The sequence below is a fragment of the Planomonospora alba genome (genome assembly GCF_039534085.1).
Lineage (GTDB): Bacteria > Actinomycetota > Actinomycetes > Streptosporangiales > Streptosporangiaceae > Planomonospora_B > Planomonospora_B alba.
On record NZ_BAAAUT010000033.1, the window covers coordinates 41,830 to 63,317 of the forward strand.

Below are 21,488 nucleotides of genomic sequence, written 5' to 3' on the forward strand. Positions count from 1 at the left end.
CGGGCGGGGCCGGGACCGGCGCCCGGTCCCCGCCGCGCGCGGGAGCGGCCGCCCGGCCGAGGCGCGCGGTCCCGCGGACGCCGTCATGCCGGCACCTCCATCGCGAGCCGGAACCCGCCGCCGTCCGTCCGCTCGGCCAGCAGGGAGCCGCCCAGCCCGCTCGCGCGCTCCCGCAGGCCGGTCAGCCCGGTGCCGTCGGCCCCCCGCTCGGGGGCGCCGTCGTTGACGAGCTCCAGCCGTACGGCGCCGGCCGTGCGGGAGGTGCTGATCGAGCAGGTCGTCGCGCGGCTGTGCCGCACCACGTTGGTTACGCCCTCGCGCACCGCCCAGGCCAGCGCCTCGTCGGCGGCGCGGGCGAGCTCCAGGTCGGCGAGGTTGGTCTGGCAGGCGATCCCGGAGGCCTCCAGCAGCGCCGCGCCCCGGCGCACCTCCTGGCGCAGCGACATCTCCCGGTAGCCGCGCGCCACCTGCCGCACGTCCTGGGCGGCGTCCCTGGCCACCTGGACGAGGTCGGCGAGCTCGTGCCCGGCCGCGTCCGGGTCGCGCCCGACGAGCCTGCGGGCCAGGTCGCCCTTGAGCGCGATCGTGGTCAGGCTGCTGCCCAGCCCGTCGTGCAGGTCGCGGGAGATGCGCAGCCGCTCGCGCAGCACCGCGGCCTCCGCCAGCTGGATCCTGGCCTGCTCCAGCTCCCGGCTCACCACCACCAGCCGGGTCACCCCGTAGATCACGAACCCGGTGACCAGGAGGGTGACGACCTGGTAGAAGGCGTGCTGGACGTGCGCGCCCCCCGCGGCGTACCGCCAGCCGAGGGCGAACTGGACCGCCGCCATCGGGACCAGGCAGCCCAGCGCCGCCGGCAGGCGCAGGCGGAGCAGGAGCGAGCCGAGCAGGATGGTCGGCGTCCCGCTCCACCAGTAGCCCAGATAGTCGAGGTGGGCGTCGAGGACCGGGATCGGCGCGTAGGCCGCGACGGCCTCGACCGCGAGCAGGATCCCGGGGCCGCCGGGCTGCGCGCCGCGCAGGGCGGCGCGCAGGTGGAGGAAGAACGGCACGAAGAAGCCGGGCAGGCAGGTCGCGAGCACCACGAGTCCCGTCGTCCCGCCGAGCCGGGCGATCGTGATGACCGGGAAGACCGTGAAGCCCACGGAGATCAGGACGACCAGGCCCACGGCCAGGCGCTGGGGGGTGATTCTCATGTCCGGAAACCTATTGCCTGTGACTTCTTTTCCGGAAACCTATGACCTGCGCGGTTCCCAGCGGAACCAGCGGGCCGTCGCCAGCAGGCCGAACGCCGCCCACCCGGCGAGGACCAGCACCGGTACGGCGGCCGCCCGCAGGTCCCCGGCGAGGGAGCCGTCCGCGGCGTAGGCCGTGCGGGCCAGGTCGGCCACCGCCTCCGTGGGCAGGAGTCCCAGCACCGCGCCGACCCAGCCGGGGAGCAGCTCCAGCAGCGGGCCGAACCCCCCCGACGCGACGCCGGCCAGGAGGAAGAACGGCATGGCCATCACCCCGGCGACCTCGGTGCGCGGGACGGCCGCGGTGAACGCGGTGCCGAGCAGGCACAGGACGGCGGTCCCGGCGACCACGGCCGCCAGGTAGAGCAGCGGGTTGCGGGGGACCGGCAGGCCGGTCAGCGCGTACAGCGCGACCGAGACGACGGCGGCCAGCAGCGTCGTCTGGACGACCAGGTTGCCGATCTCGCCGCCGAGGATCTCCCGGTCGCCCAGCCCGGTGGCCCGCATGCGCTTGAGGAGCAGCTGGTCGCGCCGGGCGGTGAACGTCACCGCGATCTGGTTGAACGTCGCGATGGTGAGGATCATCACGAGCACCCCCACGTGGGTGCCGACCAGGAACTCCGGGTCGCCCTGCCCGAGCCGGTCCATCAGGAGCGGCATCCCGATGCCCAGGCCCAGGGAGAGGGCCACCGAGGTGCTCAGTGCCACCTTGTCCCGCCAGTACAGCCGCCCGCCGAAACGGGTCACGACCGCCAGGTCGCGTACGGACATGCTCACGCCTCCTTCTTGACCGGCCGCGTCTGCGGCGCCGTCGTGTCCGTGGTCCGCCCGTTCCGCCCGCTCACGGCGCCTCGGCCTTCGCCAGGGCCCCCTCGCCGGCGGCGAGGTCCAGGAACAGGTCCTCGAGCGTGGCCGTGCGGACCTCCAGGCCCCGCAGGCGCAGGCCGCGCTCGCCCGCCCAGCCCAGCAGCGCCTGCGCGGCCAGGTCCGGGTCCGCCACGCGGCAGACCGCGGTGCGGCCCTCCACGGACGCGACCGGGACCGGCAGGCCGCCGGGGGAGACGCCGTCGGGGAGCTCGAAGGCGACCCGGCCCGCCCGGGCGGCGAGCGTTTCGGCCATGCCGCCGGAGGCGACGATCCGCCCGGAGTCCATGACCGCCATGTCGGAGGCCAGCCGCTGGGCCTCCTCCAGGTAGTGGGTGGTGAGCAGGACCGTGGTGCCCCGGCGGGCCAGGTCCCGGACGACCTCCCAGGTCCGCTGCCTGGCCTCCGGGTCCATCCCGGTGGTCGGCTCGTCGAGGAAGAGCACGTCGGGGCGGTTCAGCACGGCCAGCGCCAGGTCCAGGCGGCGCTTCTCGCCGCCGGAGAGCTGGCGCACCTTCGTGCCGGCCTTGGCGGTCAACCCGGCGAGCTCCAGCGCCTCCCCGCGCGGGCGGGGCGCGGAGACGAAGTCCCGCCAGGCGTCCACGGTCTGCGCCACGGTCAGATCGGGGAAGAACCCCGCCTCCTGGAGCATGATCCCGGTGCGCCCGCGCACCTGGGCGCGGTCCTTCACCGGGTCGAGCCCCAGCACCCGCACGGTCCCGGCATCGGCGCGCTGGAAACCGGCCAGCACCTCGACGGTCGTGGTCTTGCCCGCGCCGTTCCTGCCGAGCAGGGCGAAGACCTCGCCCTCGCCGACGGTGAAGGAGACGCCGCCGACCGCCTCGAACCCCTTGTGGCTCTTGACGAGCCCGTCCACCTCGATCGCTGCCATGTCCGCGATCCTTCCGGGGGCGGCGGGCCGGGGACAGTGAGGAATTCACGACTTCACCGCGGCGGGGAGGCACGCGCGGGAAATTTGCCTGATTCATCTAGATTGGAGGGGACATCGGTCCAATCATCCTGATTGGACCTGGCCATGCCTCGCGCGAGTGGACATCGTTGACACATGACTGAGCTTCGCCCGGAGACCCGCACCGTCCATCTCCCCCAGCCCCCGCTGAACGGCAGCCGCCCGATCGCGGTGCCGCTCTACCAGACCTCCGGCTTCGCCTTCGACGACCCCGCGGTCTTCGCCGCCGGGATGAACAGCCCCGAGGCGTTCGTCTACGGACGGCTGTCGAACCCCACGGTCCGCGCGCTGGAGGAGGCCGTCGCCGGGCTCGAGGGCGGCGTCGCCGCGGTGGCCACCGGCTCCGGCATGGGGGCGATCAACTCCGTGCTGCTCGGCCTCCTCCAGCCGGGCGACCACGTGATCGCGCAGAAGGCGATCTACGGCGGCACCGCGGCGATGTTCAACGACCTGGCCGCCCGGTTCGGCGTCGAGGTCTCCTACGTCCCCGAGGACGACCCCGCCGCGCTGCGCGCCGCCGTACGGCCCGCCACGAAGCTGGTCTACCTGGAGACCATCGCCAACCCCGTGACCCAGGTGGCCGACCTTCCGGGCATGTGCGCCGCCGCGCGCGAGGCCGGGCTGGTGTCGGTGGTGGACAACACCTTCGCCTCCCCGGTGCTGTGCCGCCCGATCGAGCACGGCGCCGACATCGTGGTCCACTCCACCACCAAGTACCTCAGCGGCCACAGCGACGTGCTCGGCGGCATCGCGGTCTTCGCCGACGACGCGCTGTACCGGAAGGTGTGGAAGTTCGCGACCTCCCTGGGCGCCACCGCCGACCCGTTCGCCGCCTGGCTGACCCTGCGCGGCATGCAGACCCTGGCGCTGCGCATGGAGCGCCACTGCGCCAACACCCGCGAGCTGGCGCTCCGCCTGGACGCGCACCCGGCGGTCGCCGCCGTGCACTGGCCGGGCCTGCCCTCGCACCCGTCGCACGCGCTGGCGGCCAAGCTGCTGCCGGACTTCGGCGGGGTCTTCTCCTTCGACCTCGCCGGCGGGCGCCCGGCGGGGGAGAGGTTCATGGGCGCGATCCGGGTGGCGCTGCTGGCCCCCTCGCTCGGCGGCGTGGAGACGCTCGTCCTGCACCCGGCCACCACCTCCCACAAGTCGCTGACCGGCGAGGAACTGGCCCGGCACGGGATCGGCGAGGGCACCGTCCGGGTGGCGGTCGGCATCGAGCACGTCGAGGACCTGTGGGCGGACTTCGCCCGGGCGCTCTCGTGATCATGTGCTCGTGATCCCGCGCCCTCCGCGGCGCCGCGCTTCCGTGATCTTGTGCGGGGGCGCTGGTAGCATCGGGTGAGGCCGCCCACCGGGCGGCCCCGCCGGGAGCGCGTCGGGGGACGTCTCCCGGCCCCGTGCTCCGGGGCCGCTTCCGGGCCCCCTCCTGGCGGGGGTGGCGCGATGCCGCTGAAGAACTACGGGGTGCTGGCGGGCCGGGCCGCGGACCGGCGGCGGGAGGGCGCGCCCGACGACACCCCCCACTACCAGATCCACCTGGTCGACGAGGCGGGCGTCTCCTACCGGGTCGCGGTCAACGTGCTGTCCCAGCAGGCCCCGTCCGAGCTGCTCCACCTCACCGACGACGACTTCCGGCACCCGCTCACCGCGCTCCTGCCCCCGGGCCCCGGCGGCTGGACCGAGCTGCCGTCCGCGCCCGGCGGGGCAGCGCTGGACTTCGTGCGGGGCAACCTGTTCGACCCGGCCGCCATGCGGGCGCTCCCGCCCGACCTGCCCGGGGTGGACAACGACCTGGCCGACAGGCTCGACCACTACGTGCGGCGGGCGATCGCCGACCCCACCGCGGTCGTCTACGCCTTCGGCGAGCGCTGGGGCCCCGAGCCGCGCACCCGGGACAAGGTCTTCGGCTTCCTGCCCGGCAACGGCGTCCACGACGTCCACATGAACCAGGGCAACTCCCGGCGGTTCCGCGACGACGACGGCGTCTGGCAGGACGGCGCGCTGCTGATCCGCTTCCCCGGCGAGTCCCGGTGGGTCGGGATCTTCCTGGCCTTCCAGTCCCAGTCCTGGCGCACCGACGACGTCACCGGCCACGCCCTCGCCGGGGCCCCGGCACGGCCCGGCCCCGGCGAGGAGCCGGTCCGGATCGTGGCGGCCCTGGTCGACCCGGCCGGTCCCGCCGGATCCGGGCACGGGAGCGTCACCCTGCTGAACGCCTCACCCGCCCCGGTGGACCTGGCCGGCTGGCGGCTCGTCGACCGGCGCGGGAGGGACCTCCCGCTCCCGCAGGGCCCGCTGGCCGCAGGCGCCGTCCTCACGGTGCCCGCCACCCCGCCGTTCGCGCTGGACGACGGCGGGGGCACGATCACCCTGCTGGACCCGGCGGGGCTCAAGGTGCACGGCGTCTCCTACACTGCGGCGCAGGGCCGGCGCGAGGGCTGGACCGTGACCTTCTGAAGGGGCCCTTCCAGGAGGGGCGTCCGGGCCCCGCGGGCCGTGGGGACCCGTCGAGGATGAGAGGTGCCGCGGGTGAGCGTGTCGATCGGGGACGTGGAGCGGGCCGCGGCGCGGATCGCCGGGTACGCCCGCCGAACTCCGGTGCTGGAGGCGGCACCGGGGCTGGTGCTGAAGCTGGAGAGCACGCAGCACGCGGGCTCGTTCAAGGCCAGGGGCGGGTTCAACCGCGTCCTGGCCGCCCGCGAGGCCGGGGGGCTGCCGGAGGCGGGGGTGATCGCGGCCAGCGGCGGCAACCACGGACTGGCGGTGGCGTACGTGGCGCGGGCGCTGGGCGTGCGGGCGGAGATCTTCGTGCCGACGGTGTCGAGCCCGGTGAAGGTCGCCGGACTGCGGGCCCTGGGGGCGGAGGTCACCCAGACCGGCGCGATCTACGCCGAGGCCTACGAGGCGTCGGCCAAGCGGGCCGCGGAGACCGGCGCGCTGGAGATCCACGCCTACGACCAGCCCGAGGTGGTGGCCGGGCAGGGCACGGTCGCGCTGGAGCTGCTGGAGCAGACCGGGGGAGTGGACACGGTCCTGGTCGCGGTCGGCGGCGGCGGGCTCGTCGCCGGGATCACGGCCGCGCTCGGCGGCCGGGCCCGGGTCGTGGCCGTGGAGCCCGAGCTGATCCCCACGCTGAACCGCGCCCTGGCGGCGGGCGGCCCGGTCCGGGTCGGGGTGGGCGGGGTGGGCGCCGACGCGCTCGGCGCCAGCCGGATCGGCCGCATCGCCTACGACGTCGCCTCCGCCGCCGGGGTCGAGAGCGTCCTGGTCCCCGACGGGGCCATCGTCGAGGCCCGCCGCGAGCTGTGGCGCTCCTGCCGGGTCGCGGCCGAGCACGCCGGGGCCGCGGCCCTCGCCGCGCTGCGCTGCGGCGCGTACGTCCCGTCCCCCGGGGAGCGGGTGGCCGTGGTCGTCTGCGGCGGCAACACCGACCCCGCCACGCTCGCCTGACGGCGCGCGGCGGGACGCGGGCGCACCGCGGACGCGGCACGGCCGGGGCGGGGCCCCGGGAGGGCGCCGGCCCGGCCGTGCCGCGGTGGGATCAGTGGTAGGTGTGCTCGGCGGAGGGGAAGACCCCGCCGGTCACCTCGTCGGCGAAGGCGCGGACCGCGCGGTCCATCTCCCCGGCCAGGTCGGAGTACTTCTTGACGAACTTGGCCGGGCGGGCGGTGAGGCCCATCAGGTCCTGCCAGACGAGGACCTGCGCGTCGGTCGACGGACCGGCGCCGATGCCGATCGTGGGGATCGCCAGGGAGGTCGTGACCCGCTCGGCCAGCTCGGCGGGGACGCACTCCAGCACCACGGAGAAGGCTCCGGCGGCCTGCAGGTCCTTGGCGTCGGCCATCAGCTCGTCGCCGGCCTGGCCGCGGCCCTGCACGCGGTAGCCGCCGAAGGCGTTGACCGACTGCGGGGTCAGGCCGAGGTGGGCCATGACCGGGATGCCGGCCGACACCAGGGCCTCGACCTGGGGCAGCACCCGGCGCCCGCCCTCCAGCTTGACCGCGTGGGCGCCGGCCTCCTTCATGAACCGCACGGCGGTCTCCAGGGCCTGCTGGGGCGAGGCCTGGTAGGAGCCGAACGGCAGGTCGGCGACGACCATCGCCCGGGACGAGCCGCGCACCACGGCGGCGGTCAGCGGCATGAGGTCGTCGACGGAGACCGGCAGCGTCGAGTCGTAGCCGTACACGACCATGGCGGCCGAGTCGCCGACGAGCAGCACGGGGATGCCGGCCTCATCGAAGACGCGGGCGGTCATGGCGTCGTACGCGGTGACCATGGGCCACTTCTCGCCGCGCTCCTTGGCGGCGGCGACGTCGCGCACGGTGATCCTGCGGCCTGACTGGCCGCCGTAGAGGGCGGACTTCGGGACGGCGACGGGAGAGGACATGGAAAGCCTCCTGAACGGTCTCGAGGCGCCCCTGTGGCGTCCCCGGACGTCTTCGATGATGACATGCGTCCGCTCGGTTAAACACCCCTCGACCCGCCGGTAATCCGGTGGCGGGGAGGCCGGGGCCGTACGGCACAATGCAGGGCGGAGGTAAGCAACGAAAATGGCCATAGAACCTTACCGTCGCCTGCTGGCCCTCCCGGGCGTGCGGACGCTGCTGCTGGTGGGGCTGCTCGCGAGGATCCCGACCACCGCGGTGAACATCACCCTCACCCTGCACGTGGTCAAGGGCCTGGGGCTGGGGTACGCGCAGGCGGGCATGGTGACCGCCGCCTGCACGGTGGGCATGGCCGCCGGGTCGCCGCTGGCCGGACGGCTCGCCGACTCCTACGGGCTGCGCCCCGTGCTGCTGGTGACCACCGCGGCCCAGGCGCTCTTCTGGGGCACGGCCTGGGCCATGCCGTTCCCGGTGCTGCTGGCCGCCGCGGTGCCGGCGGGCCTGCTGGGGCTGCCGGTGTTCAGCGTGGTCCGCCAGTGCCTGACGGCGCTGGTCCCGGTGGAGGGGCGCCGGGTCGCCTTCTCCCTCGACTCGATGCTGGTCGAGGTCTCCTACATGACGGGTCCCGCGCTCGGCGTGGCCGGAGTGACCATGCTGGGCAGCACCTGGACGATGGGCGTCGTGGCGGCCGGCCTGGTCGGCTCGGGTGCGGCGCTGCTGCTGCTGAACCCGCCGATCCGCTCCGCGGAGGAGGACGCCGAGCACGGCGGGGCCCGCGCGGAGCGGCTGCCCCGCCGCCTGTGGCTGACCCCGCGCCTGGTCACCCTGCTCGGTGTCTCGGCCGCGGCCACCTTCGTGCTGACCGCCGGCGAGCTGTCGCTGGTCGCGACCCTGGAGCGCGCGGGCGACACGGCGTGGACGGGCCTGGCGATCGGCATCTGGTGCCTGTACTCCCTGATCGGCGGCTTCGTGTACGGCGGGCTGCCCCGGGGCTTCTCCCCGCTGCTCCTGATCGGTGCGATGGGCCTGCTCACCGTCCCGGTCGGGCTGGTCGGCGGCGACTGGCGCTGGCTGGTCGTGGCGCTGCTGCCCGCCGGGCTGCTCTGCGCGCCGGGGCTTTCCTCCACGGTCGAGACGCTCAGCCGCTGGGTGCCCGCCCGGGCGCGCGGGGAGGCGATGGGCCTGCACGGCACCGCGCTGCTGGTGGGCGGCGCCGTCTCCGCACCGGTCGCCGGCGCGGTCATCGACGGCCCCGGGCCCGGCTGGGCGTTCGCCGCCGCCGGCCTGGTCGGCGTGGTGATGGTGCTGGCCGCCCTGCCGTTCTGGCGGCGGTCGGCGGGGACCGGGGGGCCCGCGGGCGGCGAGGCGCAGAAGGCCGGCCGGGCCCCGGCCGCGGAGGCGGTCTGACCTTTCGGCGGTCGCCGGCCGGAGCCCCGGGTCCCGGCCGGCAACCGGCGGCCTGACGGCGCGTCAATACGAAACGAAACCGTTGCGTATCGAAAAAAGAAGCGATACGCTCCCGTTGCGAAACTGAAGCGTATCGGAACGGGGTTCCCTTGGAGCAGCGGCTCGGCCACCCGCGGCGGTGGCAGATCCTGGGAGTGCTGGTCTTCAGCCTCCTGGTGGTCGTCCTCGACAACACCATCCTCAACGTCGCCCTCAAGACGATCGCCGACCCGCAGGAAGGGCTGGGCGCCACCCAGGGCGAGCTGGAGTGGGCGATCAACTCCTACACCCTGGTCTTCGCCGGCCTGCTGTTCACCTTCGGCGTGGTCGGCGACCGGACCGGGCGCAAGCGCATGCTGATGATCGGCATGGTCCTGTTCGGCCTGGCCTCGCTGGCCAGCGCCTACGCCCAGGACCCGATGCAGCTGATCGTCGCCCGGGCGCTCATGGGCGTCGGCGGCGCCGCCATCATGCCGGCCACCCTGGCGATCATCTCCAACGTCTTCCCGCCCGCCGAGCGCGGCAGGGCGATCGGCGTGTGGGCCGGCGGCGTCGGCCTGGCCGTGGCGGTCGGCCCCATCACCGGGGGCCTGCTCATCGAGCACTTCTGGTGGGGCTCGGTCTTCCTGGTCAACCTGCCGATCGTGGCGGTCAGCATGGTGCTCATCGGGCTGGTCGTGCCGGAGTCGCGCGACCCCCGGCCGTCGAAGCTCGACCCGGTCGGCGTGCTGCTGTCCATCGTGGGCCTGGTCGCGCTCACCTACGGCATCATCCGCGGCGGCGAGCTGGCCACGGTCGCCGACGCCGAGGTCCTCGTGCCGGTGCTGGCGGGCCTGGCCGTGCTGGGCGCCTTCGTCTGGTACGAGCGCCGCATCGACCACCCGGCCTTCGACGTCACCTACTTCCGCGACGCCCGGTTCTCCACCGCGATCGGCATGATCGGCATCGTGTTCTTCGCGATGATGGGCGCGATGTTCTTCCTGGTCTTCTACCTGCAGATCGTGCTGGGCCACAGCGCGCTGGAGGCCGGGGCACTGATGATCCCGTTCGCCGCCGCCCAGCTCATCTTCGCCCCGCTGAGCCAGCGGCTGACCGAGCGCCTCGGCGCCAAGCGGGCCGCCACCGCGAGCATGGTCGTGGTGGCCGCCACCCTGGCGGCCTACGCGCTGATGGACGCCGACACCCCGGTCGTGGCGATGGAGGTCCTGTTCTTCGTCCAGGGCGCGGCGATGGCCACCATCATGCCGCCGGCCACCACCGCCATCATGGAGGCCCTGCCCCGCGAGAAGGCCGGTGTCGGCTCGGCCATGAGCAACACCGTCCGCCAGGTCGCCGGCGCGCTCGGCGTCGCCCTGCTCGGCTCGCTGCTCTCGGCCACCTACCGCGACGGGATCACCCCCGCGCTGGCCGGCCTGCCGGAGGACCTGCGGCACGCGGCGGGCGAGTCGCTGACCGGCACGATGGCCGTGGCCGGTCAGCTCGGCGAGCCCGGCGCCGCGCTGGTCGGGCCGGCCGTCCGCGCCTTCCTGGACGGCATGCACGTCACCGCGCTGGTCTCGGCCGCGATCGCCCTGGCCGGGGCGCTGGTGGTGCTGAGGTGGCTGCCCGGCGGGCAGAGGCCCGACGCCGGGGCGGGCCGGGAGCAGGAGAAGGAACCGGCGGTAGTGTAGGCCCGATATGTCGACCACGGATGAGACGCGGACGGCCCGCCCCGCGGGCCGCCCGCGCAGCGCGAAGGCGGAGAAGGCCATCATCGAGGCGACCCTCGACCTGATGGGCGAGAGCGTCAGCATCTCCGAGCTGACCATCGAGGCCGTCGCCGCCCGCGCGGGCGTCGGGAAGACCACGATCTACCGGCGCTGGTCGAACAAGGAGGACCTGGTCGTCGACGCGCTCGCCACGCTCAAGTCGCCGCCGCCCCCGCCGGACGCGCCGACCGTCCGGGAGAACCTCGCCGCGTACCTGGAGATGCTCGAGCGCGAGGCCTGCGACGTGCGGGGCCGGTGCGTGATGAACATCGCGATGAACGAGGCGGACCGGAACCCGCACCTGGTGGAGCGCATCCGCCAGGCGGCGATCCGGCCGCGCCAGGAGGCGCTGGCGGCCCTGCTCCGGCGCGGCGTCGAGTCCGGCGAGCTCCGCGCCGACCTGGACGTCCCGGTCGCGATGGCGATGGTGGTCGGCACCATGATGTGGTACGTCAAGTCCGCCGGCTTCGACGGGGCGGGGGCGCGCTCCGGGGCCGCCGCCGGCCGCATCCTCGACCATCTCATGGCCGGCTTCGCCCCCCGCTGATCGCTGTCCATGCCGCCGGTCTGGCACCGCCCTGCGCGGGGTGCCAGGAGCCGGACGGCCACGTCGAGATCATCAGCGGGGGATCGCCGGCGTCACCCTCGGCCCGCGTGGTGAACACGGGAAGCGGTGAAGGGGGACGCCGGAGCGCGCCCCGGCTGACGGCCGCCGTCCCGGCCCCCGGTCCCGCGGCCTCCGCGGCGCGCTGTCAGCGGGTGTCCGGGGCGGCCTCCCGCCAGCGGTTGGTGATGGGCAGCCGGCGGTCGCGGCCGAAGTTCTTCGGGGTGATCTTCGGGCCCGGCGGGTACTGGCGGCGCTTGTACTCGGCCACGTCGACGAGGCGGATGACCCGCGCGACCAGCTCGGGGTCGTGGCCGGCCGCGACCAGCGAGGCCGAGCCCATGTCCTTCTCGACGTAGTCGTCCAGGAGCCGGTCCAGCACGTCGTACTCCGGCAGGGAGTCGGTGTCGCGCTGGCCGGGGCGGAGCTCGGCGCTGGGCTCCTTGGTGATGGAGTTCTCCGGGATCGGCGGGACCGCGAAGCCGTGCAGGAAGTGGTTGGCGACGCCCGCCTGGGCGTTGCGCCAGCGGGCCAGCTCCCACACCAGGGTCTTGAGCACGTCCTTGATCGGCGCGAAGCCGCCCGCGGAGTCGCCGTAGAGCGTCGAGTAGCCGGTGGCCAGCTCGCTCTTGTTGCCGGTGGTCAGCACCAGGTGGCCGTGCTCGTTGGACAGGCTCATCAGGATCATGCCGCGGACCCGCGCCTGGAGGTTCTCCGCCGCCAGGCCGGTCAGCGCGAGCTCTTTCTCGAAGGCGTCGACCATGCCGCCGATCGGCACGGTCCGCGCGTTGACGCCCTGCCGGGCCACCAGCTCCTGCGCGTCGCTCAGGGAGTGGTCGGAGGAGTAGCGCGAGGGCATCAGCACCACGTGGACCCGCTCGGGGCCGATCGCGTCGGAGGCGATGGTGGCGGTCAGCGCCGAGTCGATGCCGCCGGACAGGCCGAGGATGACCGACCCGAAGCCGTTCTTGGCGACGTAGTCGCGCACCCCCAGCACCAGGGCCGCGTAGACCTCGGCGACGTCGTCGAGGTGCGGGGCGATCGTCGCCGGCTCCGGCTCGTAGGGCTCCAGCGGGCACGACGACAGCTCCAGCCGCTCCGCGGTGATGAGGGTGCCGTCCCCGGCGTCCACCTCGTCGCGCGCGCCCAGCCGGCCGGCGCCCTCGGGCAGGTCCAGGTCGGCGACGAGCAGCTCCTCGGTGAACTGCGAGGCCCGCGCGAGGAGCTCCCCGGAGGCGGAGACGATGAGGGAGTCGCCGTCGAACACCAGCTCGTCCTGGCCGCCGACCTGGTTGGCGTAGGCCAGGGCGCACCCGGCCTCCCTGGCCCGCCGGGCGACCAGCTCCAGGCGCGCGTCGTCCTTGCCCCGCTCGTACGGCGAGGCGTTCGGCACGACCAGCAGCCCGGCGCCGGCCCTGCCCGCCACCGCGACGGGCCCGCCGTCCTGCCACAGGTCCTCGCAGACCGCGATCGCCACGTCGACGCCGTGCAGCCGGAAGATCGGCAGCCGGTCGCCGCGGACGAAGTAGCGGTACTCGTCGAAGACGCCGTAGTTGGGCAGGTGGTGCTTGGCGGTCCGGGTGACCACCCGGCCCCGGTGGAGGAGCGCCACCGCGTTCAGCGGGGACCCCTTGGGCTGCCCGACCCGCGGGGCGAGGTCCGCGCGGTCGACGTAGCCGACGACGACGGCGATCTCACCGAGCCCCTCCTCGGCCAGGCGGCGGGCGGCGGCGTCGACCGCGGCGATGGACGCCTCCACGAAGGAGTTCCGCAGGACCAGGTCCTCGACCGGGTATCCGGTGAGGAACATCTCGGTGAAGACCACGAGGTGCGCGCCGCGGTCGGCCGCGCGGCGGGTCCACTCGACGAGCTTGCCGGTGTTGGCCGCCAGGTCGCCGACCGCGGGGTCGGTCTGGGCGAGTGCGATTCGGAGTTGAGCCACGCCCCCAACCCTATTGCGGGCCCGCCGGCGGCCGGTCGCAGGCCCGCCGCGGGTCCCCCCCGGCCACTGCCACGCCGGGGGAGACCGCTCCGGACCGCGGGCGTGCGCGGTCCGGAGCGCCCGGCGTCATCGCCGGGGTCGAGGTCGTCCGCGGCCCGCGGGCCCCGGTCGTGTCGCCGGGGTCAGGGCCGTCGGAAGCCGGTCAGCGCCTAGTCGGCGCTGCTGGTGGTGGTGTTGCTGCTGGCGCCCGCCGGGCCGGCCTGGCTGAAGGCCTGCTTGAAGAAGACGCCGGAGCCGCCGCCGTGGCCGTGGCCGTCGGCGCCCGACTTGACGCTGCTGTTGAAGGCGCCGAACTTGCCGGCGCTGCTGGAGTTCTGCTCGAAGTTGGTGCCGCCGCCGGCCAGGGCGGCGGTCTGCCAGGCCAGACCCAGGGCCGTGGCGGTTCCCGCGATCACCAGGGCGCGCCGCAGCTTCGTCATGGTCATAGTGGATGTTTCCTCTCTGTTCCGCCGGCTGGGCCGGCGCATGGGATGGATCACCCGAATGGGCCTGCATGGCCGGTCTCCGGGGCTGCCGGGACCGTCATACGCCAGCTTGATTTCCCGGCGGCCCTCCGCCCGAAAACACGGGGTGTAATGATCTAACTACTGATTGACATGATCGATAAACATATTGATCAACCCTTGCGCGCCGTCCGGCGCGTCGCCCCGGAGGGCCCGCGCGGCGCGGGGCCGCCGGCGCGGCGGAGCGTCAGCGGGGCAGGGGCAGGACGGCCTCCACGGCGGTGCCGCCGTCCGGACCCGGGCCGATCACGCAGCTGCCGCCCAGCTCGGCCGCGCGCTCGCGCATCGAGACCAGGCCGACGCCGGAGCGGGTGGCCGCGGGCAGGCCGCGCCCGTCGTCGCCGACGCGCACGACCAGCGCCGCGTCCTCGCGGCGCAGCCGCACCGCCGCGCCGCGGGCCCGGGCGTGCTTGCGCACGTTGGTCAGCGCCTCCTGCACGATCCGGTAGGCGGCCACCTCCACCGCGGCGGGCAGGTCCGTCAGGTCGCCGCAGGTCTCCACGGTCACCGGCGGGCCGTCCGGCCCGTCGGCCCGCGCCGCCGCCGGTCCGCCCGGCCCCGGCCCCGTCTCGGCGGCCAGCGCCCGCACCGCGCCCTCCAGGCCCAGCTCGTCCAGGGCCGGCGGGCGCAGGCCGTAGACCAGCTCGCGGATCTCCTGGCTGACCGAGTCCATGCCGCTGCGCAGCTCCAGCAGGAGCCGGTCGGCCGAGGCGGGGGCGGTGCGCAGGCTGATGCGGGCCATGTTGATGGACATCGCCATGTCGGTCAGCGCGTGGCCGAGGCCGTCGTGCAGGTCGCGGCGGAGACGCCGGCGCTCCTCCTCGCGCGCGGACAGGATGCGCTCGCGGGAGCGCTGCAGGTCCGCGGTCATCCGTACGGCGTGGGCCACGTCGGCCGCATACGGCGTGGCCACGGCGATCAGCCGCTCGTTGTGGGCCGCGGCGAACCTGCGCGGACCCGGCGGCCCCAGCAGCAGCAGGCCCACCGGCTCGCCGTGCCAGACCAGCGGCACCACCCGGGGGGAGGGGCCGGGCAGGCCGACCGTCACCTGCCGGGGGTCGGGGCCGCGCACCTCGACCGTGACGCCGGTGACGCCCAGCCCGTCGCGGATCACCGCGGCGACGGCGGCCAGCGCGCCCGCGGGCTCGGCCTGCCCGACCTGGTGGGCCAGCCGGGCGGCCAGCACGGCCGGGTCGCCGTGCGTGCCGTACAGGAGCCGGTCGACCAGGCGGCGCAGCAGGCGGCGGAGCGGGTGGAAGAACGCGCCCGCGAACAGCGCGGCGGCCAGCCCGCCGATCCGGTCGTAGCCCGACAGGACGAGCCCGGCCAGGGCGCCCGCCCCGAAGTAGACGACGCTGACCGCGGCGACCAGCCCTGCGGCCACGAAGGCCCGGCTGATCACGGTGTCGATGCCGTACAGCCGGTAGCGCAGTGCGGAGAAGGCGATGGCGACGGGGACCAGGGCGGTCGAGACGACGGCAGCCAGCCACCAGTCCGGTCCGGCGATCAGGAAGACGGCGTAGAGCGCGAAGGCCGACAGCGGCCAGGCGATCTGGCGGCGCCCGGCGGGGTCGGCCCGGCGCAGGCGCACGACCAGGGAGAGCACGGCCAGCACCACGAACACCGAGACGGCGATCGCCACGCTCTCCTGCACCACGCGGTGGACGGGCCGCAGCGCCTCCACCGCCAGCGGGTTGGGGATGACCTCGGGCCAGGGGTAGGCGTCCGCGCGGGGGACGGGCCGCAGGAGCAGGTGGATCGCCTGCGCGGTCAGCACGACCACGGCCAGCGCCGCCACCGGCCGCCAGCGGGGCGAGGGCAGCCGGCCGTCGGGGGAGTGGAGCGGGAGCAGGACCGCCAGCAGCAGCCCGCCGGCCCCCCAGCTCACGACCGTGAACCAGCGCAGGTAGCCGGCCGCGGCGAGGTGCCCGGCGGCCGCGGCGGAGAACATCGCCGACTGGGTGAAGACGTTGACCGCGCACGCCAGCCCGCCGAGGCACATCAGCCAGCCGGTGAGCGGGCGGGCCCCGTGCAGCAGCAGGAACGCCCCCACGGCGGAGAAGGTCAGGCCCGCCGACAGGTCGGGGGTGGCGGGCACGTCGGAGGTCCACGCGGGCGGCAGGCGCAGGCCCATGACGAACCCGCTGACGGTGAGCGAGACGGAGAGCACGGCGATCGCCACGGGGGCGAGCCGCCGCGGCGAGGCCAGCAGCGCGACCACGGGGTGCCGGCGCGGGACGTCGAGGCTGACGGCCTCCACGACGCGGCGCGGCACGCCGCCGACGCCGGGGACGACGCCGCTGCGGCCCCGCGGACCCTGGCCCCGATGCGGCACCGCTACCTGCCGTCGCCCGGGTTGACCAGACCCGACTCGTAGGCCGCGACGACGAGCTGCGCGCGGTCGAAGAGCCCGAGGTGGTCCAGGAGCCTGCCCACCGACTCGGTCACCGAGGCCTCGGTGACCGACAGGGTCGCCGCGATCTGCCGGTTGGTCAGTCCCCGGGCGATCAGCTTCATCAGGTCCAGCTCGCCGTCGCCGAGCCCGGCGAGCGCCGGTGGGGCGGCGGGGTCGGCGTGTCCGGCGAAGGCGGCGATCAGCCGCGTGGTGACGGCCGGGTCGATCAGCGCGTCGCCGGCCTGCGCGGCGCGCATCGCGGTGATGAGCTGCTCGGGGGCGGAGGTCTTGAGCACGAAGCCGCTCACCCCGGCGCGCAGCGCGGAGTAGAGGTTCTCGTCCGTGCCGAACGTGGTCATCATGATCACTTTCGGCGGGTCCTCGTCGGCGAGGATGCGGCGGGCGGCGGTCAGCCCGTCCAGCCGGGGCATCTGGATGTCCATCAGCACCACGTCCGGCCGGGTCTCGCGGACCACCGCGATCGCCTGCTCGCCGTTCTCGGCCTCGCCGGCGAGCAGGAAGCCCGGCTCGCTGTCCAGCACCACCCGCAGGCCCGTGCGGACCAGCGCCTGGTCGTCGACCACGACGACGCGCAGGGTCTCGGGACCGGCCTCCGGGACGGGCGGCGACGCCGCCACCGCGGGCGCCGCGGGCGCGACCCGGACGGCCTCCCGCGGCCGGTCGGGCGCGTCGAGGTGGGGGGCCTGGGCGAGCATGTCCGACTCCAGGCGCTGCAGGACGGCGCCGAGGTCGAGGCCGAGCTCCTCGCGGAGCACCACCCGGGCGCGCCGGAGCGCGCCCAGCGCGTCCCCCTGCCGGCCGCCGCGGTAGAGGGCGAGGGCGAGCAGCCGCCAGGCCTCCTCGCGGAGCGGATGGGCCGCGACATGCGCCTCCAGGTCGGCGACCAGAGCGGAGGAGTGGCCCAGGGCCAGCCCGGCGTCGGCGCGGCGCTCGACCGCGATCAGCCGCAGCTCCTCCAGCCGCCCGGCCTCCGTCGCCGCCCACGGCAGGTCGGCGAACTCGGCCAGCGCGGGACCGCGCCACAGCGCGAGCGCCTCCCCCAGGCACGCCCACACCGCGGCCGGGTCGCCGTCCGTCTTGACGGCGCTCTCGAACCGCCAGGCGTCCACCTGGCCGGCGGAGGCGCGCAGCGCGTACCCCGGCGGGGCCGAGACCAGCACGGCCGCCTCCTCGCGGGGGGCGCGGCCGGGCTCCAGGGCGCGCCGCAGCCGCGACACGTAGCCCTGGATGGTGGACAGCGCCTGGGCCGGGGGCTCACCGGGCCAGAGCTCGTCGATGAGCATGCTCACCGGGACGGCGCGTCCCCCGGCCACGAGGAGCCGGGCGAGCACCGCCATCTGGCGTTGACCGCCGAGATCGACCACCACGTCGTCGTGGTGGGCCTGGAACGGTCCGAGGGCACGGAAAGTCAGCATCGCAGAGGTAAGAGTACGGGCAGCTGAAGCAGGTCAATACGGCAATATTCACCATTGTTCGCATGCCGTAAGGAATCGGTTATCGCGCAGACTCGGAGTCAACGCCCGTGTCAACGGCGAGCGGCAGCACCGCCTCCACCACCGTGCCGCCCTCCGGCGGCGAGACGATCACGCAGGTGCCGCCCAGTTCGGCGGCGCGCTCGCGCATCGACGCCAGCCCGACCCCCGAGCGCCGTTCCTCCGGCACGCCCACGCCGTCGTCGCTCACCCGCACGCGCACGGGGCCGCCGAGCTCCAGCACGACCCGCACCGTGCGGGCCCGGGCATGCCTGCGCGCGTTGGTGAGCGCCTCCTGGACGATCCGGTAGGCGGCGACCTCGACGGCCGCCGGCAGGCCGGCAGGCTCGCCGCGGACCTCGACCTCGGCCTCCGGGCCCGCCATCTCCCGGACCGCCCCGGCCAGGCCGAGGTCGTCCAGGGCCGGCGGGCGCAGGCCGTACACCAGGTGCCGGATGTCGCTGGTGACGCTGTCCATGCCGGAGCGCAGGCTCTCCAGCAGCCGCTCGGCGGTCTCGGGGGAGGTGCGCAGGGAGACCCGGGCCGCGTTGATGGACATCGCCATCCCGCTCAGCGACTGGCCGAGGCCGTCGTGCAGGTCGCGGCGGAGGCGGCGGCGCTCCTCCTCCCGGGTGGCGATGATCCGCTCGCGCGAGCGCCGCAGCGCGCCGACCAGCCGGACCGCGTGGGCGGCGTCGGCGACGTACGGCGTGAGCGCGGCGACGACCCGCTCGTTGTGCGCCGCCGGCAGCCGCCGCACCCCCGGGGGGCCGATGAGCAGGAGGCCGACCGGCTCGCCGTGCCAGGCCAGCCGGATCTCCCTGGCCACCTCGCCGAGCTCGCCCGAGACCGCCTCCTCCGGCGGAGCGCCGGAGGCCCGGTCGGCGGGCCGGGGGGACAGGCGCACGGCCACCCCGGTGACGGACAGGCCCTCGCGCAGCACCTCCAGGGCCGCCTGCAGCCCCTCGGCCGGATCGGCCCGCTGCAGGCGCCGCCGCAGCTCCGCGGCGAGCGCCACCGGATCGCCCCTGCTGCCGTAGAGCAGGCGGTCGGCGGCGCGCTGGAGCAGCCTGCGCAGCGGCTGGAAGAACGCCCCCGCGCAGAGCGCGGCGGCCAGCCCGCCGATCCGGTCCACGTCCGACAGCAGCAGGCTGGAGGCGGTGCCCACCGCCACGTAGACGCCGCCGATCACGCCGACCAGGCCCGCACCGACCAGCGTGCGGGTGATCAGTGTGTCCACGCCGTGGAGGCGCCGCCGCAGGGGTGCCGCGGCGGCGACCGCGCCTCGTGCCGTCACCGACGGCCGGTCCGGCCCGCGCATCGCCTGGTCCCTTCAGGAAGGAGACTTTCCAGGACCCTAACCGGCGCGGACGGCAAACGAATCAACGCGGATCAACGGCCGATCAACGCGCCGCCGTGCGGGCCCTGCGGCGCAGCGCCGGGCCGATCGCGAGCAGGCCCGCGGCGGCCACCAGTTCGATCGCCCCGACGACCGGCCACAGCACGCCCGGGCCCGCGGCGAGCAGCCGGGAGCCGAGCAGCGGGGCCAGCATGGTCCCCGCCGACCAGGCGAAGCCGAACATCCCGGAGTAGCGCCCGCGCAGGTGCGCGGGGGCGAGCGAGGCCACGATGGCGCCGGGGACGCCCGCGGTGACGATCTCGCCCAGCGTCCAGACGGCCACGGTGGCGGCGTACCCGGCGACCCCGGAGACGACGGCGTTCAGCGCGAAGCCGGCGCCGATGACCGCGAACCCGGCCGCCAGCACGGTGCTGTGGTCCCGCCTGCCCAGCCAGTCGCCGGTCAGCGGCTGGAGGACGACGATCAGGACGCCGTTGACCGCCATGACCAGGCCGTAGGCGGAGGGCGGGAGCCCGGCGCCGGTCATGGCCAGCGGCAGGGTGGTGAAGGCCTGGGCGTAGACCAGGCTGGAGAGCGTCCAGATCGCGAGGAAGGCGACCATCAGGCGGTCGGAGAGCACGGCCCCGAACCCGCCGGCGGCCCGCTCACCCGGCGCCGGGCGGGTCTCCGGGACCGCCCGCCACACCAGCAGGCCGAAGACCAGCGCGGTGGTGGCGTTGACGCCGAACATCCAGCCGTACCCCGCCTCGGCGAGCCAGCCGCCGGCGACCATGGCGGCGGCGAAGCCCAGGTTGATCGCCCAGAAGAGCAGGCCGTAGGCGCGCGGCCGGTCCTCCGGCGAGACCAGGTCGGCCACCAGCGCGTTGGAAGCGGGCCGGTAGGCGTCGATCGTCACGCCGAGCACGAACATCGCCGCCACGATCGCGGGCAGCGAGGTGCTCGCCCCCAGCGCCCCCATGGTCAGGGCGGTGGCGACCATGCCGCCGGTCAGCGTGACCCGCCGCCCGAACCGGTCGGACAGCCACCCCGCCAGCAGCTGCGAGACCAGCGAGCCCGCCCCGAACACCGCCATCACGGTGCCCGCGGCGGCCACCGACATGCCGCGCGCCTGCGTCAGGTACACGCCGATGAACGGCTCGACCATCATGCCCACCCGGTTGACCAGGGTCCCGGTCCACAGGGCCCAGAACGCCCGGGGGAGTCCGCCGATCTTGGAGTGGAGGAAGGACGGCCTGGTGAGAGTGGTGCTCGTCATGGGGACCAGGGTTGGACAGAAGACCCCGCGGGTGCGAACCTTTTAGCCATGACTGAAAGGCCGGGGACGGCCGGGACCGCCGCGCCCGAGGCCGCGGCGGAAGGCGCCAGGTGGGGAGGCGCGGCGTCCGCCGCGCCCGGAGCGGGCGGGCCCGGAGCCTCCTGCGGGACGCCGAAGAACTCCTGCCACGTCGAATGGATCTTCGCCCCCGACGACGTGGCCCGCATCCGCTTCGCCTTCTCCCCGATGTGGGAACTGGTCGCCAGCCTGCGCACGCTGCGCGACCCGGCCCGGCACTCCCTGCACCTGCCCTGGCTGCGCGCCGTACGGCCGCGCCTGGCCGGCCTCGACCTGACCGAGCTGTTCGCGCTGGTCCCGCAGCGCGGCTACCTCGCGGACTTCCTCACCCCCACGCCCGAGACCCCGATGCCCGACTTCGCCGCCGAGCTGGAGCGGGTACGGCGCACGCCGCCGGAGCGGGCCGCCGCCGAGGCCGGCTGGGTGCAGGGGTCCGACCCCGCGGTCATCGAGCGCTTCCGGGCGGACCCGCGGGCCGGGGTGGCGCGGGTCGCCGACACCCTGGAGCGCTACTGGGAGACGGTCTTCGCCGGCTGCTGGCCCCGCGTGCACGCGCTGCTGGAGAGCGAGGTGATGCGCCGCTCCCGGCAACTGGCGGCGGGCGGTGCCCAGACGCTCTTCGCCGACCTCCACCCGAACGTCACCTGGCGCGACGGCCGGCTCGCGGTCGTGCGGAAGTGGGAGTACTCCGCGCCCCTGGGCGGGGACGGCCTGGTGCTCGTGCCCACCGCCTTCTGGTGGCCGGACACGGCCGTGATGGTCGAACCGTACCAGCCGATGCTCGTCTACCCGGCGAGCGGCGTCGGCACGCTCTGGACCGCGGGCCCGCCGCCCGCGCGGGACGCGCTCGCCGCGCTGATCGGCCGGAGCCGCGCGCAGATCCTCACCGCGCTCGCCGAGCCGGCGACGACCTCCGCCCTGGCGCGGCGCATGGAGCTCACGCCCGGCGCGGTCAGCCAGCACCTGTCGGTCCTCGCCGACGGCGGGCTCGTCACCCGCCACCGCCTCGGCCGCGAGGTCCTCTACCGCCGCACGCCGGTGGGGGACTCCCTGGTCTGCGCCTCCTGAAGCGCGCGGGCGCCGGGCCCGGGCGGAGGGCGCCCGTCCCGGGCGCGAGGGACCCGCCGGGGAGGTCCCGGGGGCTCAC

The 21,488-nt window shown here is 75.1% G+C and carries 17 protein-coding genes; 7 read left to right on the forward strand and 10 right to left on the reverse strand.

Going from position 1 to position 21,488, the window contains the following annotated elements; all coding sequences use genetic code 11:
- Positions 1-83: 83 nt before the first annotated feature.
- The 3 genes from ABD823_RS20540 to ABD823_RS20550 all read right to left on the reverse strand — a co-directional run bounded on the left by ABD823_RS20540 (position 84) and on the right by ABD823_RS20550 (position 2,991).
- Complete coding sequence (locus tag ABD823_RS20540; RefSeq protein WP_344861982.1) at positions 84-1,196, reverse strand: sensor histidine kinase; 1,113 nt, start codon at positions 1,194-1,196, stop codon at positions 84-86.
- 39 nt (positions 1,197-1,235) lie between these two features.
- Positions 1,236-2,006: an ABC transporter permease gene (locus ABD823_RS20545; RefSeq protein ID WP_344861984.1), complete on the reverse strand. Its 771-nt coding sequence runs from the start codon at positions 2,004-2,006 to the stop codon at positions 1,236-1,238.
- A 70-nt stretch (positions 2,007-2,076) separates the two neighbouring features.
- A complete protein-coding gene (locus ABD823_RS20550; protein ID WP_344861986.1) occupies positions 2,077-2,991 on the reverse strand; it encodes an ABC transporter ATP-binding protein in 915 nt (304 codons plus the stop codon).
- Positions 2,992-3,165: 174 nt separating this feature from the next.
- On the opposite strand from ABD823_RS20550, the gene ABD823_RS20555 reads away from it, so the two are divergent.
- The 3 genes from ABD823_RS20555 to ABD823_RS20565 all read left to right on the forward strand — a co-directional run bounded on the left by ABD823_RS20555 (position 3,166) and on the right by ABD823_RS20565 (position 6,522).
- Positions 3,166-4,335, forward strand: a complete 1,170-nt coding sequence (locus ABD823_RS20555; protein ID WP_344861988.1) for a trans-sulfuration enzyme family protein — start codon at positions 3,166-3,168, stop codon at positions 4,333-4,335.
- A 180-nt stretch (positions 4,336-4,515) separates the two neighbouring features.
- Entirely contained in the window at positions 4,516-5,529 is a 1,014-nt protein-coding gene (locus ABD823_RS20560) for a DUF2278 family protein (protein ID WP_344861990.1), read from the forward strand.
- Between the two features lie 72 nt (positions 5,530-5,601).
- Positions 5,602-6,522 (forward strand): serine/threonine dehydratase, encoded by a 921-nt coding sequence (locus ABD823_RS20565; protein WP_344861992.1) that lies wholly within the window; start codon positions 5,602-5,604, stop codon positions 6,520-6,522.
- A gap of 91 nt (positions 6,523-6,613) precedes the next feature.
- Here ABD823_RS20565 and panB read toward each other — a convergent pair whose 3' ends face one another.
- Positions 6,614-7,459, reverse strand: a complete 846-nt coding sequence (gene panB, locus ABD823_RS20570; RefSeq protein WP_344861994.1) for a 3-methyl-2-oxobutanoate hydroxymethyltransferase — start codon at positions 7,457-7,459, stop codon at positions 6,614-6,616.
- A 163-nt stretch (positions 7,460-7,622) separates the two neighbouring features.
- Between panB and ABD823_RS20575 the strand changes: the two genes are divergently transcribed.
- The 3 genes from ABD823_RS20575 (at position 7,623) to ABD823_RS20585 (ending at position 11,198) form a co-directional block, all read left to right on the forward strand.
- A complete protein-coding gene (locus ABD823_RS20575; protein ID WP_344861996.1) occupies positions 7,623-8,864 on the forward strand; it encodes an MFS transporter in 1,242 nt (413 codons plus the stop codon).
- 149 nt (positions 8,865-9,013) lie between these two features.
- Positions 9,014-10,573 (forward strand): MFS transporter, encoded by a 1,560-nt coding sequence (locus ABD823_RS20580; protein WP_344861998.1) that lies wholly within the window; start codon positions 9,014-9,016, stop codon positions 10,571-10,573.
- Between the two features lie 7 nt (positions 10,574-10,580).
- Positions 10,581-11,198 (forward strand): TetR/AcrR family transcriptional regulator, encoded by a 618-nt coding sequence (locus ABD823_RS20585; protein WP_344862000.1) that lies wholly within the window; start codon positions 10,581-10,583, stop codon positions 11,196-11,198.
- A gap of 205 nt (positions 11,199-11,403) precedes the next feature.
- Here the strand turns inward: ABD823_RS20585 and ABD823_RS20590 are convergent, their stop codons facing one another.
- The 6 genes from ABD823_RS20590 to ABD823_RS20615 form a co-directional block, all read right to left on the reverse strand.
- Complete coding sequence (locus ABD823_RS20590; RefSeq protein ID WP_344862002.1) at positions 11,404-13,197, reverse strand: NAD+ synthase; 1,794 nt, start codon at positions 13,195-13,197, stop codon at positions 11,404-11,406.
- Positions 13,198-13,406: 209 nt separating this feature from the next.
- A complete protein-coding gene (locus ABD823_RS20595) occupies positions 13,407-13,682 on the reverse strand; it encodes a hypothetical protein (RefSeq protein ID WP_344862004.1) in 276 nt (91 codons plus the stop codon).
- A gap of 265 nt (positions 13,683-13,947) precedes the next feature.
- Positions 13,948-16,095, reverse strand: coding sequence for a sensor histidine kinase (locus ABD823_RS20600; protein ID WP_344862006.1), 2,148 nt, complete (start codon positions 16,093-16,095; stop codon positions 13,948-13,950).
- Positions 16,096-16,097: 2 nt separating this feature from the next.
- Positions 16,098-17,591: a BTAD domain-containing putative transcriptional regulator gene (locus tag ABD823_RS20605; protein ID WP_344862008.1), complete on the reverse strand. Its 1,494-nt coding sequence runs from the start codon at positions 17,589-17,591 to the stop codon at positions 16,098-16,100.
- Positions 17,592-17,670: 79 nt separating this feature from the next.
- Positions 17,671-18,888, reverse strand: coding sequence for a sensor histidine kinase (locus tag ABD823_RS20610; protein ID WP_344862011.1), 1,218 nt, complete (start codon positions 18,886-18,888; stop codon positions 17,671-17,673).
- Between the two features lie 163 nt (positions 18,889-19,051).
- Positions 19,052-20,263: an MDR family MFS transporter gene (locus tag ABD823_RS20615; RefSeq protein WP_344862013.1), complete on the reverse strand. Its 1,212-nt coding sequence runs from the start codon at positions 20,261-20,263 to the stop codon at positions 19,052-19,054.
- Between the two features lie 48 nt (positions 20,264-20,311).
- Between ABD823_RS20615 and ABD823_RS20620 the strand changes: the two genes are divergently transcribed.
- On the forward strand, positions 20,312-21,409 hold the full coding sequence (locus ABD823_RS20620) for an ArsR/SmtB family transcription factor (protein WP_344862015.1): 1,098 nt from the start codon (positions 20,312-20,314) through the stop codon (positions 21,407-21,409).
- Positions 21,410-21,488 lie beyond the last annotated feature (79 nt).